This window comes from Acinetobacter sp. AL9, assembly GCF_041464035.1.
Lineage (GTDB): Bacteria > Pseudomonadota > Gammaproteobacteria > Pseudomonadales > Moraxellaceae > Acinetobacter > Acinetobacter towneri.
The window spans coordinates 1-14,640 of sequence record NZ_JAYFSK010000061.1 but is presented as its reverse complement, the minus strand read 5'-3'; the positions used below and the strand labels follow the sequence as shown (position 1 = coordinate 14,640).

Genomic DNA, 14,640 nt, shown 5'->3' with positions numbered 1-14,640 from the left:
TTCTGATGCTAGTTGGTCTAACACCTTGCAATGTTTGTCTTTTATACGTAATTTAAGGGTTTTCATGTACTTATATTAACAATCAAAACTCAAGGAAAATAGTCCTTAGTTAAATCAAACGACACTTCATGTCGTGTCGCTTATATCTCTGACCTGAAGGACTGAGTTTTACGCTCCATTTGATAAAGCATGCTAAACTGCCAAACATAGGGATTAAACTGCGTTAACCATGTCAAATATCAATAAAAAGTTATTTAAGCGCTTACATTTAAATCATGCTTATGGACAGCTGATTGCACTTATTTTTGTGCCAATTATGGTTTTGGCATGCGTCGGCACGATGCTAGTTTTATCTGAAACCTCGAATGCCGCAAAAGCACAGCAGCGACAAATGGCAATTGCGATTTTGACCCGTTTTGAGTTGCCATCTGAAGCAGCTTTGCATCAACTGGCTAGCTTTCCGTGGAAGTACGAAGAAGCACGTACTTTTATGCAAAACATGATGAACGAAAAGCACTTGATTCGTACTGCACTGATTGATGCTTCTGGTACACGCCGTTTAAGCATGGGCTTTCAAGACCAAGCCGAATGGCCCAAATTCCCTAAAAATGCCGATTTTTTTGGCCCAATTCTGTATAAAAATAATCATGTGTATGGCATGCAAATTCAGCAAGACATCAACCGTCCTGCATGGTTGCTGATTGAACTGGACAATCAGCCATTACAAATTGCCCGTTATCGGGTCATGATTGTATTAATTGCCACAGGCTTGCTGACCCTGTTGTTGTTATTGCTGTGTCTGAATTTCTATTCACGACGCTGGATTGCACCCATGTATGAAATTCGCATGCAGCTACAACGCCTGAATGCCGATACGCTCGATCAACACATGGTCATTAACAGTACTGGCGAATTACGCTTACTGCAGCGGGATATTGCCAATGTGGTAAAACGCCTGCATTTCAGCTTTTTAGAACTCAAAGAACATACCGAACAAACCGAAGATGACTTGCGCCGCACCCTCGATACTTTGGAAGTGCAAAACATCACTTATCGTCAGGCACGTGACCAAGCGATTTCTGCCAACCAGTCTAAATCGGTATTTTTAGCCAACATCAGTCACGAACTCAGAACACCATTGAACAGTATTGATGGCTTTATTCACCTGTTATTGCGTCAGGAAAATCTTAGCAATGAACAGAATTTATATTTACAGACCATTCGTAAATCATCGGCGCATCTTTTAGCACTCATTAATGACGTATTGGATTTTTCTAAAATTGATGCAGGCAAACTGGAACTGGATACCGCACCCTTTGATTTAGAAGAAGCCATTTTTGATGTGATGGATATGCTCTCGCCTTTGGCTGCGCAAAAACACATCAACATGGCCTTTTATTTTGCCGATAACGTGCCGCAATATGTGCTGGGCGATGCTTTACGTTTCAAGCAAATTTTAACCAATTTAATTTCCAATGCGATTAAATTCACCCCCGATGGTGAAATTATTGTACGGGCGCGGGTAGAACATGACGATATTGGACAATGCTTAATTCACTTTAGCGTCCAAGACAGTGGCATTGGCTTAAGCGGTACAGACCGTAAAAAATTGTTTGAGTCTTTCTCTCAAGGTGATACTTCGGTCACGCGTCAATTTGGTGGTACAGGTTTAGGTTTGGCCATTTCCAAACAGTTGGTGCATTTGATGCAAGGTCAAATTGGCTTTGAAGACAATCAGGAACGCGCCCCAACCGAAAAAGGCTCGACCTTCTGGTTTACTGCCATGTTTGCGGTAGATGAAGCGCATGCACAGCAGCATCCAAACTTTAAAGAGATTCAGGTGGTGTCGTATTTGGCGCACCCTGCCACAGCGAATGTCTTGCGTCATTATCTTGAAAATTATGCGGTGCGACATATTGAAGCCGCTTCAATTTTAGATTTATTTAGCCGCTTAAAAGATGTATCCGACCTGCAAGACAATACTTGGTTGATTGTTGATCATAGTGGCGACACCGAAGCTTTATTAAAAGAAATTCGTACCCGTTATCAAGGTAACTTGGCAGTGTATGGCTATCAAATGGCGCTAGACCCAAGTCTGTTAAATGAATATCGTGCGCGCGCTTTGTATCAACCGCTCAGTCGTTCAGCCTTAATTGACTTACTCAACAATGAAAACAGTTTTGATGAACAGGAGTCTGCATCATTTGATGGTAAAGGCCTGCACGTTTTAGCGGTGGATGACCATCTACCAAACCTGATTGTACTCGAAGCCTTGTTGGGCGAACTGAATGTGACCACCACCAAAGCGCAAAGTGGTCAGGAAGCTTTGGGGATTTTGCAGCAACGCATTGAGCAGGGACAGCAACCATTTGACCTGATCTTTATGGATATTCAAATGCCTGTGATGTCGGGGGTAGATACCACCCGTGCGATTCGTTCTTTAGAATCGACTTTGGAAAATCACAAACGCTTACCTATTATTGCCCTCACCGCGCATGCTCTTGCCGATGAAAAGCAAAAATTACTCAAAGTCGGTATGGATGACTATGTCACCAAACCGATTCAGATTGAACAAATCATCCAAATTTTAACCCATTGGACCACGCAAAGTTTTAATAAGCCACCTGCAGTCGATAAAGCCATTGTGATTGAAGCGCTAGATCCACAGGTGTTGGATTGGCAACAAAGCCTAATGCTGGCAGCCAACAAAGAAGACCTTGCAGTGGATTTACTGAAAATGCTAGTGGATAGCTTTGCCACAGAATTACATGAAATTGAACAGCTGATTGAACTGGAAGATTTCCCACAACTCGAGCATGTGTTGCATCGTCTGTATGGTGCGACCCGCTATGTTGGCACACCGAACCTGCAAGAAGTAACAGGCTCATTTGAACAGTTTGTTTCGACCTTACGTAAAGAACGTCGTAAAGCCGATGATCTGTTTGTGCAAGAGGTCTTAAACCGTTATCAGGAATTACAAACCTGTATACAGCAAGTTGAACATGCGGCAGAACACATTTTTACCAAACACAATGCGGTGAGTTAGCCAACATCAAAGTGACATTCACCGCGAACGCCTCAACGAGAAGATACAGTTTGTAAGCACGACTCACCCAGCACTATTCACAAAAAAAAGTCACGTAATCAAAGGCAAGGTCGCAAGGCTTTGCCGTGACTCTGCTGTCATTTATCGCACTGCTGCCCATGTTATGCTTTGCCCAGTAAAAACAAGAGCTCACATCATGACCTTACTTCGTATCGAAAAAAATAATGGCATCGCCACAGTTTCCCTGAACCGCCCAGACAAACGCAATGCCATGAGTTTTGCCCTACTCAAAGAATTGGTGCGGACTGCCGAAAAACTTAAAAAAGACCGCAGCTTACGTTGTGTAATTTTAACAGGCGAAGCAAAGGTATTTAGTGCAGGCATTGACTTGGCCGACCTCAACAATCCACAAAACCGTGCATTTGCGGCTTGGGAGTTAATTAAGCCAGGGCAAAGCCTGTTTCAAAAAGCATTTCTCGTTTGGCAACAATTGCCTGTACCTGTAATTGCTGCAATTGAAGGCTATTGTTTTGGTGCAGGGATGCAATTGGCCTTGGCCGCAGATATTCGTATCGCGCATCCTGACACACAAATGTCGATTATGGAAAGCCGTTGGGGCTTAGTGCCTGATATGGGGCTAAGCCGTTCTTTAAAAGGTTTAATCGGTCTAGACCTTGCCAAAGAGCTGACTTTAACTGCGCGTATTTTTGATGCCAACTATGCCAAAGAAATTGGTTTGGTCACGCATTTAGATGCAACCCCCTTACAAAAAGCACAAGCCCTTGCTGAAGAAATTGCACAACGCTCCCCAGATGCATTGGCTGCAGCCAAACAAGTGCTGGATGCTATGGAACATGCGCCAAATAAATCTTTACGTTTAGAAAAAATTTGGCAATTAAAATTATTGCTGGGTAAAAATAGCCAACTGGCACGTAAAAAGGACAAGAACCCTGAAGTGACCTTTGCACCGCGTCAGTTTTGATTCAGTTCAAACACAACAGACTTTGACCAAAGGCTAAATTGACATTTCAAGCCAGACTTGTACTGTAGGCAAAAATGGAGAATCAGCGCTATGCATTTTGATCGTGACACAAAAATCGCTTTTTTAGGTATGGGACTTATGGGGACGCGCATGGCAACCCGCTTAGTTCAGGCAGGTTTTGAGGTCGCGGTGTGGAATCGTAGCCCTGCGGCTTGCGAATCTGTGCTCAGTCTGGGGGCAAAACCGCTGCAATTGAGCGAGATCGGACAATATCCAGTGATCTTGAGTTGCCTTGCCGATGATAATGCCGTCCAAGCTGTATTAGATCAAATTGAGCCTTTTTTGACTGCTCAACAAGTCATTGTCGATTTTTCCAGTTTGTCTGTAGATCAAACCCAAAAGCTAGCGCAGCAAGCCAACCTCAAACAGGTCACATGGATTGACTCACCTGTATCGGGAGGCACTGCGGGAGCCGAACAAGGTAGTTTGGTGATTTTTGCAGGGGGTGATGCAAACACCATCGAAAAATTAAGCCCGATTTATGATGTGCTGTCACAACGTGTGACCCGTATGGGCGAAACAGGCACAGGACAAGCCACTAAAATCTGCAACCAACTGATTGTTGCTGCCAACAGCACCCTAATTGCCGAAGCTGTTGCCTTAGCAGGACAGGCAGGCGTAGACACCCGTTTACTTGCACCTGCTTTGGCGGGTGGTTTTGCCGACTCGAAACCGTTTCAGATTTTAACTCCACGTATGGCAACTCACAGTTTTGAGCCTGTGCAATGGAAAGTCCAAACCCTGTCTAAAGATTTAAACAATGCCTTACAACTGGCAGCGCAATTTCAGTTACAGATTCCTGTGGCAGAAAAAGCCCTTTCACAACTGCAAGCCCATCAAGCCAAGGGTTTTGCAGAAGCAGATTTAGCCACCATTATTCATCAGGTCGAAGCTTAATCGGCTTGATTCCTGATCCAACCTTTGCCTGCAAGGAGCACCTGCATGTCTAAACTGGCGGTTAATCTGTCGATGATTTTTACCGAAGTGCCTTTAATTGAACGCTTTGCCCTTGCACGCGAACATGGTTTTCAGCATGTTGAAATTCAATTTCCCTATGAGCTGAGTATTGAGCAGATTCAAACCCAACTCACACTCCACCAACTCAGCCTGTGTTTAATCAATGTCCCTGCGGGTGACCTCATGCAAGGCGGCAATGGTTTGGCGGGCGTACCCGGAAAAGAGATTGAATTTCATCATGCCTTAGAGTTAGCCATCCGCTATGCCACGGCATTAAATGTCCCTAGCGTCAATATTTTGGCAGGCAAACAACCTGTCGATGCCGATTTACTGCCTTGCTTAAACACACTGGCAGAAAACCTAAAACTGGCCTGCTCGATGCTCACTCAACATCATATTCAGCCTGTCTTTGAAATGATTAATGGCACCGACATGCCACGCTTTTTAGTACAAAATATTGCGCAAGCTCAAGAGATGCTAGAAGCAGTCAAACATCCTGCTCTTAAAATGCAATACGACTGTTATCACATGGCGATGATGGGTGAAGATGTGCTGAGCGCATTGCAAGAAAACATTCAGGATATTGGTCATATCCAGTTTGCCGACAATCCAGGACGCCATGAACCCGATTCAGGCGAGCTAGACTATACTACTATTTTCAAATGGTTACAGCACAGTGCTTATTCAGGCTATATCGCTGCAGAATACCGCCCAAGTCTGGCGTCAAATCAATCATTTGCATGGAAAGACAAATACTTTCCCTCAAATCAAAGTGGTTAAAATTAAACCGATTTGAAATTTCAGGCTAAAACAGCTATATTAGACGATGAATAATTTTAGGAAATTATACACCCCATGAATTTAGAACCATCGCCCGGCGCTTCTAATTCTCACGATCTTGCAATGAATACCCAAAAGCATGACGTACAAACTTGTCTTAAAGTTGTACATGAAGCTCTCCTTGATGTAAAAGCCAAAGAAATTGTTGAACTTGATGTCAGCAGCATCAGCAATGTTTCAGATGCCATTGTGATTGCTAGCGGTACATCAACTCGCCACGTAAAATCTCTTGCCGACAATGTTGCCGAAGAAGCGCGCAAAGCAGGCTTCCGCCCAATTGGTATTGAAGGTGAACGTGATGCAGAATGGATCTTGGTCGATCTTGGTATGGTAGTGGTTCACATAATGCTACCAACAGCACGTAAATTCTACGACCTAGAAAGCTTATGGCGCACTACGCCTGAGTCTGTTGCTTAATACAACAGCTCACTTGAGCAGCCTTAAAGATACACAATAAGCGACTTTCAAATAAGTCGCTTTTTTAATGCAGATCTTTTGAAGCTCATATCCCTAATCATTTTTATATCGCATTAATCTACCCACCAAATATTGGTTTATATCATCCCCTACCCAATACATTGCTTCAAACCAATCCTATAAAACTCGCCCAAACTCAATCTGCCTGATCTCAATTAACCACTTTACATCAGCCATAAAAAAAACCGCCCGAAGGCGGTTTCATATCTGGAAACAGTGTCTTAGTGACCTGTACCGTTGATTGATTTAGTCATATCTTCCACAACTTTCTTGGCATCACCAAAGATCATCATGGTCTTGTCGTTATAGAACAAGTCGTTGTCTAGACCCGCATAACCTGTTGCCATTGAGCGCTTGATGACCATAATGGTACGTGCTTTATGCGCTTCAAGAATTGGCATGCCGTAAATTGGCGAGTTTGGATCGTCTTTTGCCGCAGGGTTAACTACGTCATTTGCACCAATCACCAACACCACATCTGTTGCAGGGAAATCTGAGTTGATTTCGTCCATTTCTAAGATGTCTTCATACGGTACGTCTGCTTCTGCAAGTAATACGTTCATGTGACCCGGCATACGACCTGCCACTGGGTGAATCGCAAAACGAACAGTTACACCTTGCTCTTTTAACAAGTTGGCCAATTCTTTGACCGCATTCTGTGCACGACCTTGCGCCATACCATAGCCCGGTACAATTACTACGCTGTCTGCATTTGACATCAAGAAGCCAGCATCATCAGCAGAACCTGAACGGTAGTTACGTTGTACTTGCGCACCCGCTGCTGCCGTTGGTGCTGCTGCACCGCCCATCGCACCACCAAACAATACGTTGATGATTGAACGGTTCATGGCTTTACACATGATGTAAGACAGAATCGCACCTGAAGAACCGACCAATGAGCCTGCAACAATCAGCATGTTGTTTTCAAGTGTGAAACCAATACCTGCTGCCGCCCAACCTGAGAACGAGTTCAACAATGACACCACAACTGGCATGTCACCACCACCCACTGGTGCAATCCATACCCAACCGAATGCCAATGCTAAACCTGTCATTGCCCAGAATGAAGTCATGTTGCCGCTCAGGAAGAAGTGAATCCCAAAACCGAGCATGGCAAGGAAAATTAACGCCTGAACAGGTTTTACCCATGCACCCGAAATAGTTTTTGCCCATTTCTTCGCCGCCAATTTACCGTATGCAAAAACAGATGCAGTAAAGGTAATCGCCCCCACGAAACAGCCCACAAACAATTCAAATAAATGAACTTTGCTCATTTCATGGAAAGTAATGCCATTTGTAGCCAACAAGTCTGGACCAAGTTCAATCAACTTGTTGTTATGAATAATCGCAGCAATCGCAATTAAAACTGCAGCCAAACCGACTAAAGAGTGCATTAACGCTACAGTTTCAGGCATTTGAGTCATTGGCACCGTACGTGCGCGGGCAATACCCACCACCGCACCTGCTGCCATAGCTGCCAGAATCATCCACACAACTGGATTGTCTGCCACAAAGAATGTAGTCAAGACTGCAATCGCCATTGCGATCATGCCGTAACGGTTGCCCGCAATCGCAGTTTTAGGCCCAGACAAACCACGTAAAGTTAAGATAAAGAGCACAGCCCCGATTAAATAGAACCAGTCTGCATATTCACGAATAAATTCCATGCATTAGCCCTCTTTTTTCTTTGCTTTTGGTTTGAACATTTCCAGCATACGTGCAGTCACTGCAAAACCACCGAAAATATTGATGCTTGCCAAGAACACAGCAATCGCACCCAGTACACTCACCACATTAATGGTTTGGAAATCGACACTGCCTTCTACACCCATGATTGGTAGACCAACAGTTTGAATCATCGCACCGACAATAATGATTGAAGAAAGTGCATTGGTTACTGCCATTAATGGCGTATGTAACGCAGGTGTTACCCCCCACACCACGTAGTAACCTACGAAGATGGCAAGGACAAAAATCGTAATTGTTTCAACCATGAGAATTCTCCTTAACCACGCTTTAACAGCACTTGACCGTTATGAGTGACCAGCAACGCTTTCTGAATTTCTTCTTCAGGATTCAATGCGAAGTTCTTGTCGTTATCAAATAATGTTTCAACAAAATTCAACACATTACGCGCATATAGTGCAGATGCTTCTGTCGATACAGTCGATGGAATGTTTGGAATACCCAAAATTTTCACACCATTGGCAGTCACTACAGTTTCACCGCATTGTGAACCTTCGACGTTACCGCCCGTTTCGACTGCCATATCTAAAATCACAGAACCCGGCTTCATTTTTGCCACAGTTTCCGCTTTGATTAAACGCGGTGCATCACGACCCGGCAATAACGCAGTGGTAATCACGATATCCGCATTAGAAACGGCTTTATCGACAATCACTGCTTGGTCTTTAATGTATTGTTCACCAGGCATCCAGCCATAACCATTTTTGGCAGCATCGGCAGCTTTTTGTTGTTCTTCTTCAGACATTGGTACGTCTAACCACTTACCACCCAAAGATTCCACCTGATCTTTTGCCGTTGGACGCAAGTCAGTTGCTTCGACTACAGCACCTAAACGCTTCGCTGTTGCAATGGCTTGCAAACCAGCAACACCCACACCCATGATCACAACACGCGCAGGTTTTACAGTACCCGCTGCCGTCATTAACATTGGGAACATGCGTTGATATTCTGCTGCAGCCAACAACACAGATTTATAACCTGCCAAGTTGGCTTGTGATGACAACACGTCCATATTTTGCGCACGCGACAAGGTACGTGGCAAAAGCTCTAAAGCAAATGCAGACACCTGAGCCGCAGCAAATTGGTCTAATTCAGTATTGCGGTAAGGATCAAACATCGCCACCACAGTGCTGTTCGGTGCAAGTTTTTGAATTTCTTCACCCTTTGGGGCACGAACTTTCAAAATCATTTGGCTACCGCGATAAGCATCATCTGTCATGGTCGCGCCTACTTGTTCATAAGCGCTGTCGATATAAGCGGCTTTTACGCCTGCACCACGTTCAATGACTACGCTATGACCCGCGCTAATCAACTTCTTTACTGTTTCTGGCGTCGCAGCGACACGATTTTCACCGACAACAGTTTCGGTTGGAATTCCGATCTGCATGAGCGTTCCTCAAGCTAGTTTTTCTTAAGTCAACATCGTGGATAACGATGCTTTCCCCTCAGGATAAGTTTTGTTGAATTTTTGGATTCTAATGCAACATTTTTAAATTACCACCCAATATTTATTTAATAAATACCCATATTTTGAACTGATGATTCATAAAAATATTGTTGCGAGATATAATTGATAAGTTTTGCTTCTTGAATATAAGTCTAATTATTCAGCAAAACTTCGATTTGACGTGTCTAAAAGAAAAAAAGCGATGCTTTGAGCTTGCAGTTGACCACATTTAAATGAATTAAGCATTGATCATTCTGACACGCATTTCACTTAATTGGGAAAATCCGACTTAGCGCTAAAAGATTGCATATCTATACATTTAAGCGCTAAAAGCAAAAACTTAAACACCAAATTGACTTTTTTGACAATTTTTACACCGCACAACAAGGTTCAATTTAGAAGTGTTTTGCGCATCTGAAAACCTTAGAAAAACCTACCTTTGCCTTATGAGTAAAATCGAATATTTGAAACAGTAAAACTTTTAAAAGAAGCTTGAATTTATTCAACTCAGGTCTAAGTTAAGTGCTGCTATTTTTTTCATTTTTTTTGTGCGTCATTTAGTCTGATGATGGATTTTCTCTGTTTTGCAACATTTTTAGCTAATTTGCACCATTATCGTGCAAACCCCATTTACTCTACTTTTCACAAAATTTGTGCCATCTCAAGCAGACCATCTGCATAAAATCGGCTATGCTTGCTCAAATACAGCACACAGCTTTATCCATGCAGTCGCATCTGTCTTTATCCATCATGCAACTTGCATTTGTGTGCGCGGCATGTGTCACTTTTCTTGCATCCACCTTGCTCGACAGCATTTTTCATGATCAGACTTAACGCCACACAATGGGGCTCCATCTTTGCCTTATTTGCAGCCTTTTTGTTTAGTACCAAAGCCATTTTTATTAAACAGGCTTATGCACTTTCACCGTTGGTCGATGCAACCGTACTCATGGCTTTGCGCATGGCAAGTGCCCTGCCTTTCTTCTTGCTGATTTGTTGGCTCAATCGCCATCACAGTCGCAACATCTCTACACGCAATTGGCTGCTAATAATATTTGCAGGTCTGATGGGCTATTATTTTTCTAGCTGGCTGGATTTTTTAGGGCTGATGTTCATTAGCGCTTCATTAGAACGCATTATTCTGTTTTTATATCCAACGCTCACCGTTCTGGCTTCGAGCGTAATGTATCGGCAGAAACTTAGCTGGCTGAGTCTGTTTGCAATTGCTCTGAGTTATGGTGGAACAGTGATTGTGATGTTACAGGAACAGAGCAATACCCCACATGACACGTATTTTTGGTTAGGCAGTAGTTTGGTGTTCGCCAGTGCAGTGTGTTTTGCAGGCTATTTATTGCTGACCAAAAGCCTGATTCAGCATTTTGGTTCATGGAATTTTACAGGTCTGGCTTTAAGTATTGCCTGCATCGGTACGCTTACGCATTACAGTTTGGTCACACCGAATCCACTGGGACTGGTGCAACAACTGCCTGTAGAAGTGCTGGGCTATGGCATAGCTTTAGGGATATTTGTCACAGTCTTGCCCACCTTACTCATGGCGCACAGTATCGCCCGTTTAGGTGCGGCACAATCGGCCATGATTGCTTCAATTGGCCCCATCTTGACGATTCTATTGGCCACAGCATTTTTAGGTGAACATCTAAATGGCATACAATGGTTCGGCTGCATGCTCAATATTGTAGGCGTGATGATGATCACCTTGTCCAAAAACAAGTTCTCTCAATAAGTTAAAGGCGACATCCTGCCACTAATGAAGTTGAATATTGGATTCAATCTTTGTGCTACTGCAACCCCGTTTTACCATTGACCTTAGGATAATTATGAACACTGCACCCGACATCAGCCAAGATAAAACCCTGCTCTGGTTGATGGCGATTGCCTGTGGCCTATGCGCGGGGGCCAATTATTATTGCCAACCGCTGATTTACTCGATTCATCAATCTTTCCAGATTCCGCAATCCCAAGTGGCATTGACGGTGACTTTTGCACAAGTATCTTATGCACTGGGTTTATTGTTTATTGTGCCTATGGGCGATATTGTCAATAAAACCAAATTCATTCCCCTATTGATGTTTTTGGCCTCGATTGGCTTATTTTTATGTGCCTTTTCCAGCAATTTAAGCATGCTATGGATTGGCACGATTATCACAGGGCTGTTTTCTGTGGCGGCACAAGTCTTAATTCCCTTTGCCACCATGACCGTAAAACCTGAAAAAATGGGTGAAGTGGTCGGTTTATTGATGAGTGGTTTATTGGTCGGTATTTTACTTTCGACCAGTTTGGCAGGTTTGCTGTCCAACTTATTCCATTGGAAAGTGATTTACCTGATTAGCGGTGTGCTGATGCTTTGCATTGCCGCGGTACTCAAAGCACGCTTACCCTTTATCTCAACCAGCAAACTCAGCTATTTGGCCGTGTTTCAGTCTATGGGCAAACTCATTTTAGAAGAACGTCGTTTGGTCTATCGTGCCTTGCTCGGTGCGTTTGCTTTTGCAGCGATGAGCGTGTTGTTTTCCACCATTGCAGTATTACTCAAATCCAGTTTTGGCTTAGCTGACTTTATGGTGGGCATTGTGGCAATGGTGGGTGTATTCGGTGCTCTTTCGACCAAACACGTGGGGAAAATTGCAGATCGTGGCTATGTTACAGCGCTGACGTGGGGTGGTTTGGCGCTATTGGCAATCAGTTGGGTCTTTCTATACAACGGACAATTTAGCTTATGGAGCTATATTCTTGGTTTTGGCTTAATTAACCTTGGGCTTGCCACCGTACACAGCAGCAACCAAAATGTAATTTTTCGCTTACGCCCCGATGCCAAATCGCGGATTAACTCAATTTATATGACCAGTTATTTTACTGGCGGTGCTTGTGGTTCTGCCTTGGGAATCTATGCATGGCAACACGGTGGATGGTTATGGAGTTGCCTAGTTGGTTTGTGTTTTGTTACCGCCGCAATGAGCTTTGCCCTACTCGACTGGCAGCATCAACGTCAACACACCGCCATGCCTTAAACGCTGCGATTACAATCAAGCAAGTCGCTTAAGACATTTGCATCACAGGGTAAAATGGCTGACTCAATTCCACATTTTCTAAATTTTCCAATAAGATTTGGATAAAACACGGCATCAACGCACACAGTAAAGTATTGGCATGGCTGAGTTGTTTGCGGTTGATTGCACTGTTATAAGTTGCACCACCTTGTAAAAGTTGCTGCTGTAACGTCAATAAGCGCTTAAACAAACATGCCAAAATTGTAGCTGAATCATGGATGTGCAATGCCTGCATAATCTGCTGTTTCTCTGCTTCATAATCTGCACGCCATTCAGCTTCAGTCATTTTTTGATTACGCCAATCCCAAAAACTTTGATACAAATAAGGGTTGGTCAGCAACACCTCTAAACTTTGTGGATATTTTTCCCAAATAATTCTCGCCATGCGCTGATCGACATCTTTTTGATACATACGCTGCACAAATTGCTGCAAGGTCTGTTGTGTATGCTCTGCCGTTTGACCTTGCGCATACAAGGCACTCAACGCCACCCATGCTGTCATAAATTGCATATCGACATCATCATGAAACTCAATGGCTTTTTTCCACCAACTTAAACTGCGCTGCATGCGTAAATTAAATGCCGTTGAAAATTCATTTTTCTTAGTTCGATAAATTTCTTCTAATACCAACATTTTATTTTCCCTCTTATGCTGCGTTATCGTTATCTTTTCAACATACTAAAAAACGGCTACGCATACAAATACTGAGCAGTTCCGCTTTAGCATCTACGGTTGCGCTGCTTTGTTCATAGCGAACAAAGCAAAGTTAATGCCAATGGATGTGGGTTGGGGATACTGTCGATTTTCACTTAAACCCCGTATAATGCGCGGTCTTGTGCTTTTGTTTTTCAATTCAGGTGGGTTATGACACGTGCCATCCAAACTTTACAACCTCGCATTTCGGTTGCCCCTATGATGGATTGGACTACCCGCGATTACCGTTTTTTTGCACGTTTATTTAACCCCAATATCATTCTGTATACTGAAATGGTAACCACTGGCGCAATTTTATTTGGTGATGCCAAGCGCCATTTAGATTACAGCAAAGAAGAACATCCTATTGTCTTGCAGTTGGGCGGTTCAAATCCGAAAGACCTTGCGACCTGCAGTAAAATGGCACAAGACTGGGGTTATGATGAAATCAACCTGAATGTTGGCTGCCCAAGTGATCGAGTACAAAACAATAAAATTGGTGCGTGTTTAATGGCAGAACCAGACTTGGTTGCAGAGTGTATTGCCGCCATGCGTCAATCGGTTGATATTCCTGTGACCGTAAAACATCGCATCGGGATTGATGACATGCACTCTTATGCAGAGATGCTGCATTTTGTGGATACTGTGGCTCAAACAGGTTGCAATAACTTTATCGTGCATGCCCGAATTGCCTTATTACAAGGTTTATCGCCTAAAGAAAACCGCGAAGTTCCGCCTCTGCGTTATGAGGATGTGTATCGCCTAAAACAAGACCGCCCCGAATTGTTAATTGAAATTAATGGTGGAATTAAAACGTTTGCCGAAACCCAACAACACCTCAAGCATGTCGATGGGGTGATGATTGGTCGTGAAGCCTATCACAACCCTTATTTACTGGCAGAGCTTGGGCAATTATGGGGGCTAGAATTACCTGACCGTTTTGAAATTATGCAGCGCATGTTGCCGTATATTGAACAACGTCTACAACAAGGTGCACCACTTTCTGTCATTACCCGCCATATTTTAGGTTTATTCCAAAACCTGCCAGGTGCACGTAAATGGCGTCAGGCACTAAGTGGCGGCAATGCCAAAACATTTGCAGATGTAGAGCAAGCATTGGTCAATATTCAAGCAGCAATGCAGCGTACGGAAGACTATTCAAAAGAGTGATTTATAGAAAATAATTATATTGACACATAGTCAAACATATACAATTTAGGTATTAAATTTTAAAAAAACTTGCAATGAAATACTTGACTGAAAGCTTAAAGAAAGTAGAGCAAGACCTTGCTTATTTTGTATCCCCTGAAAATAAAGATGGGT

12 protein-coding genes are annotated in these 14,640 nt (G+C 43.4%); 8 read left to right on the top strand and 4 right to left on the bottom strand.

Going from position 1 to position 14,640, the window contains the following annotated elements; genetic code table 11:
• The first annotated feature begins 229 nt into the window (after positions 1-229).
• From ACEO2X_RS11630 to rsfS, 5 genes are all read left to right on the top strand, one after another.
• Positions 230-3,046, top strand: a complete 2,817-nt coding sequence (locus ACEO2X_RS11630; protein WP_131260559.1) for an ATP-binding protein — start codon at positions 230-232, stop codon at positions 3,044-3,046.
• Positions 3,047-3,242: 196 nt separating this feature from the next.
• Positions 3,243-4,028 carry a crotonase/enoyl-CoA hydratase family protein gene (locus ACEO2X_RS11625; protein ID WP_004974929.1) on the top strand — a complete coding sequence of 262 codons (786 nt, stop codon included), beginning with the start codon at positions 3,243-3,245 and terminating at the stop codon, positions 4,026-4,028.
• 90 nt (positions 4,029-4,118) lie between these two features.
• Positions 4,119-4,985 carry an NAD(P)-dependent oxidoreductase gene (locus tag ACEO2X_RS11620; RefSeq protein WP_131260560.1) on the top strand — a complete coding sequence of 289 codons (867 nt, stop codon included), beginning with the start codon at positions 4,119-4,121 and terminating at the stop codon, positions 4,983-4,985.
• A 45-nt stretch (positions 4,986-5,030) separates the two neighbouring features.
• A complete protein-coding gene (locus ACEO2X_RS11615; protein ID WP_096901402.1) occupies positions 5,031-5,825 on the top strand; it encodes a hydroxypyruvate isomerase family protein in 795 nt (264 codons plus the stop codon).
• A 75-nt stretch (positions 5,826-5,900) separates the two neighbouring features.
• Positions 5,901-6,302, top strand: coding sequence for a ribosome silencing factor (gene rsfS / locus ACEO2X_RS11610; protein WP_004974926.1), 402 nt, complete (start codon positions 5,901-5,903; stop codon positions 6,300-6,302).
• Between the two features lie 281 nt (positions 6,303-6,583).
• Here rsfS and ACEO2X_RS11605 read toward each other — a convergent pair whose 3' ends face one another.
• Genes ACEO2X_RS11605 through ACEO2X_RS11595 form a run of 3 tightly spaced genes read right to left on the bottom strand, consistent with a single transcriptional unit; the run spans position 6,584 to position 9,495 of the window.
• A complete protein-coding gene (locus ACEO2X_RS11605; protein WP_104852534.1) occupies positions 6,584-8,029 on the bottom strand; it encodes an NAD(P)(+) transhydrogenase (Re/Si-specific) subunit beta in 1,446 nt (481 codons plus the stop codon).
• 3 nt (positions 8,030-8,032) lie between these two features.
• Positions 8,033-8,356 (bottom strand): proton-translocating transhydrogenase family protein, encoded by a 324-nt coding sequence (locus ACEO2X_RS11600; protein WP_004974924.1) that lies wholly within the window; start codon positions 8,354-8,356, stop codon positions 8,033-8,035.
• Positions 8,357-8,367: 11 nt separating this feature from the next.
• A complete protein-coding gene (locus tag ACEO2X_RS11595; protein WP_004974923.1) occupies positions 8,368-9,495 on the bottom strand; it encodes a Re/Si-specific NAD(P)(+) transhydrogenase subunit alpha in 1,128 nt (375 codons plus the stop codon).
• A gap of 880 nt (positions 9,496-10,375) precedes the next feature.
• Here ACEO2X_RS11595 and ACEO2X_RS11590 point away from each other — a divergent pair.
• On the top strand, positions 10,376-11,299 hold the full coding sequence (locus ACEO2X_RS11590; RefSeq protein ID WP_279186053.1) for a DMT family transporter: 924 nt from the start codon (positions 10,376-10,378) through the stop codon (positions 11,297-11,299).
• A gap of 94 nt (positions 11,300-11,393) precedes the next feature.
• A complete protein-coding gene (locus ACEO2X_RS11585) occupies positions 11,394-12,584 on the top strand; it encodes an MFS transporter (protein ID WP_096901400.1) in 1,191 nt (396 codons plus the stop codon).
• A 28-nt stretch (positions 12,585-12,612) separates the two neighbouring features.
• On the opposite strand, the gene ACEO2X_RS11580 is transcribed toward ACEO2X_RS11585, so the two are convergent.
• On the bottom strand, positions 12,613-13,257 hold the full coding sequence (locus ACEO2X_RS11580; RefSeq protein ID WP_004974903.1) for a hypothetical protein: 645 nt from the start codon (positions 13,255-13,257) through the stop codon (positions 12,613-12,615).
• Between the two features lie 231 nt (positions 13,258-13,488).
• Here ACEO2X_RS11580 and dusA point away from each other — a divergent pair, with 231 nt between their 5' ends.
• Complete coding sequence (dusA, locus tag ACEO2X_RS11575; RefSeq protein WP_180073137.1) at positions 13,489-14,487, top strand: tRNA dihydrouridine(20/20a) synthase DusA; 999 nt, start codon at positions 13,489-13,491, stop codon at positions 14,485-14,487.
• Positions 14,488-14,640: the final 153 nt, after the last annotated feature.

Bases quoted from the DNA above. Each gene is read 5' to 3' on its own strand.
- ACEO2X_RS11595 (WP_004974923.1), bottom strand. From the start codon at position 9,495: ATGCAGATCGGAATTCCAACCGAAACTGTTGTCGGTGAAAATCGTGTC.
- ACEO2X_RS11630 (WP_131260559.1), top strand. From the start codon at position 230: ATGTCAAATATCAATAAAAAGTTATTTAAGCGCTTACATTTAAATCAT.
- ACEO2X_RS11625 (WP_004974929.1), top strand. From the start codon at position 3,243: ATGACCTTACTTCGTATCGAAAAAAATAATGGCATCGCCACAGTTTCC.
- ACEO2X_RS11585 (WP_096901400.1), top strand. From the start codon at position 11,394: ATGAACACTGCACCCGACATCAGCCAAGATAAAACCCTGCTCTGGTTG.
- ACEO2X_RS11605 (WP_104852534.1), bottom strand. From the start codon at position 8,029: ATGGAATTTATTCGTGAATATGCAGACTGGTTCTATTTAATCGGGGCT.
- ACEO2X_RS11580 (WP_004974903.1), bottom strand. From the start codon at position 13,257: ATGTTGGTATTAGAAGAAATTTATCGAACTAAGAAAAATGAATTTTCA.
- ACEO2X_RS11615 (WP_096901402.1), top strand. From the start codon at position 5,031: ATGTCTAAACTGGCGGTTAATCTGTCGATGATTTTTACCGAAGTGCCT.
- ACEO2X_RS11600 (WP_004974924.1), bottom strand. From the start codon at position 8,356: ATGGTTGAAACAATTACGATTTTTGTCCTTGCCATCTTCGTAGGTTAC.
- ACEO2X_RS11620 (WP_131260560.1), top strand. From the start codon at position 4,119: ATGCATTTTGATCGTGACACAAAAATCGCTTTTTTAGGTATGGGACTT.
- ACEO2X_RS11590 (WP_279186053.1), top strand. From the start codon at position 10,376: ATGATCAGACTTAACGCCACACAATGGGGCTCCATCTTTGCCTTATTT.
- dusA (WP_180073137.1), top strand. From the start codon at position 13,489: ATGACACGTGCCATCCAAACTTTACAACCTCGCATTTCGGTTGCCCCT.
- rsfS (WP_004974926.1), top strand. From the start codon at position 5,901: ATGAATTTAGAACCATCGCCCGGCGCTTCTAATTCTCACGATCTTGCA.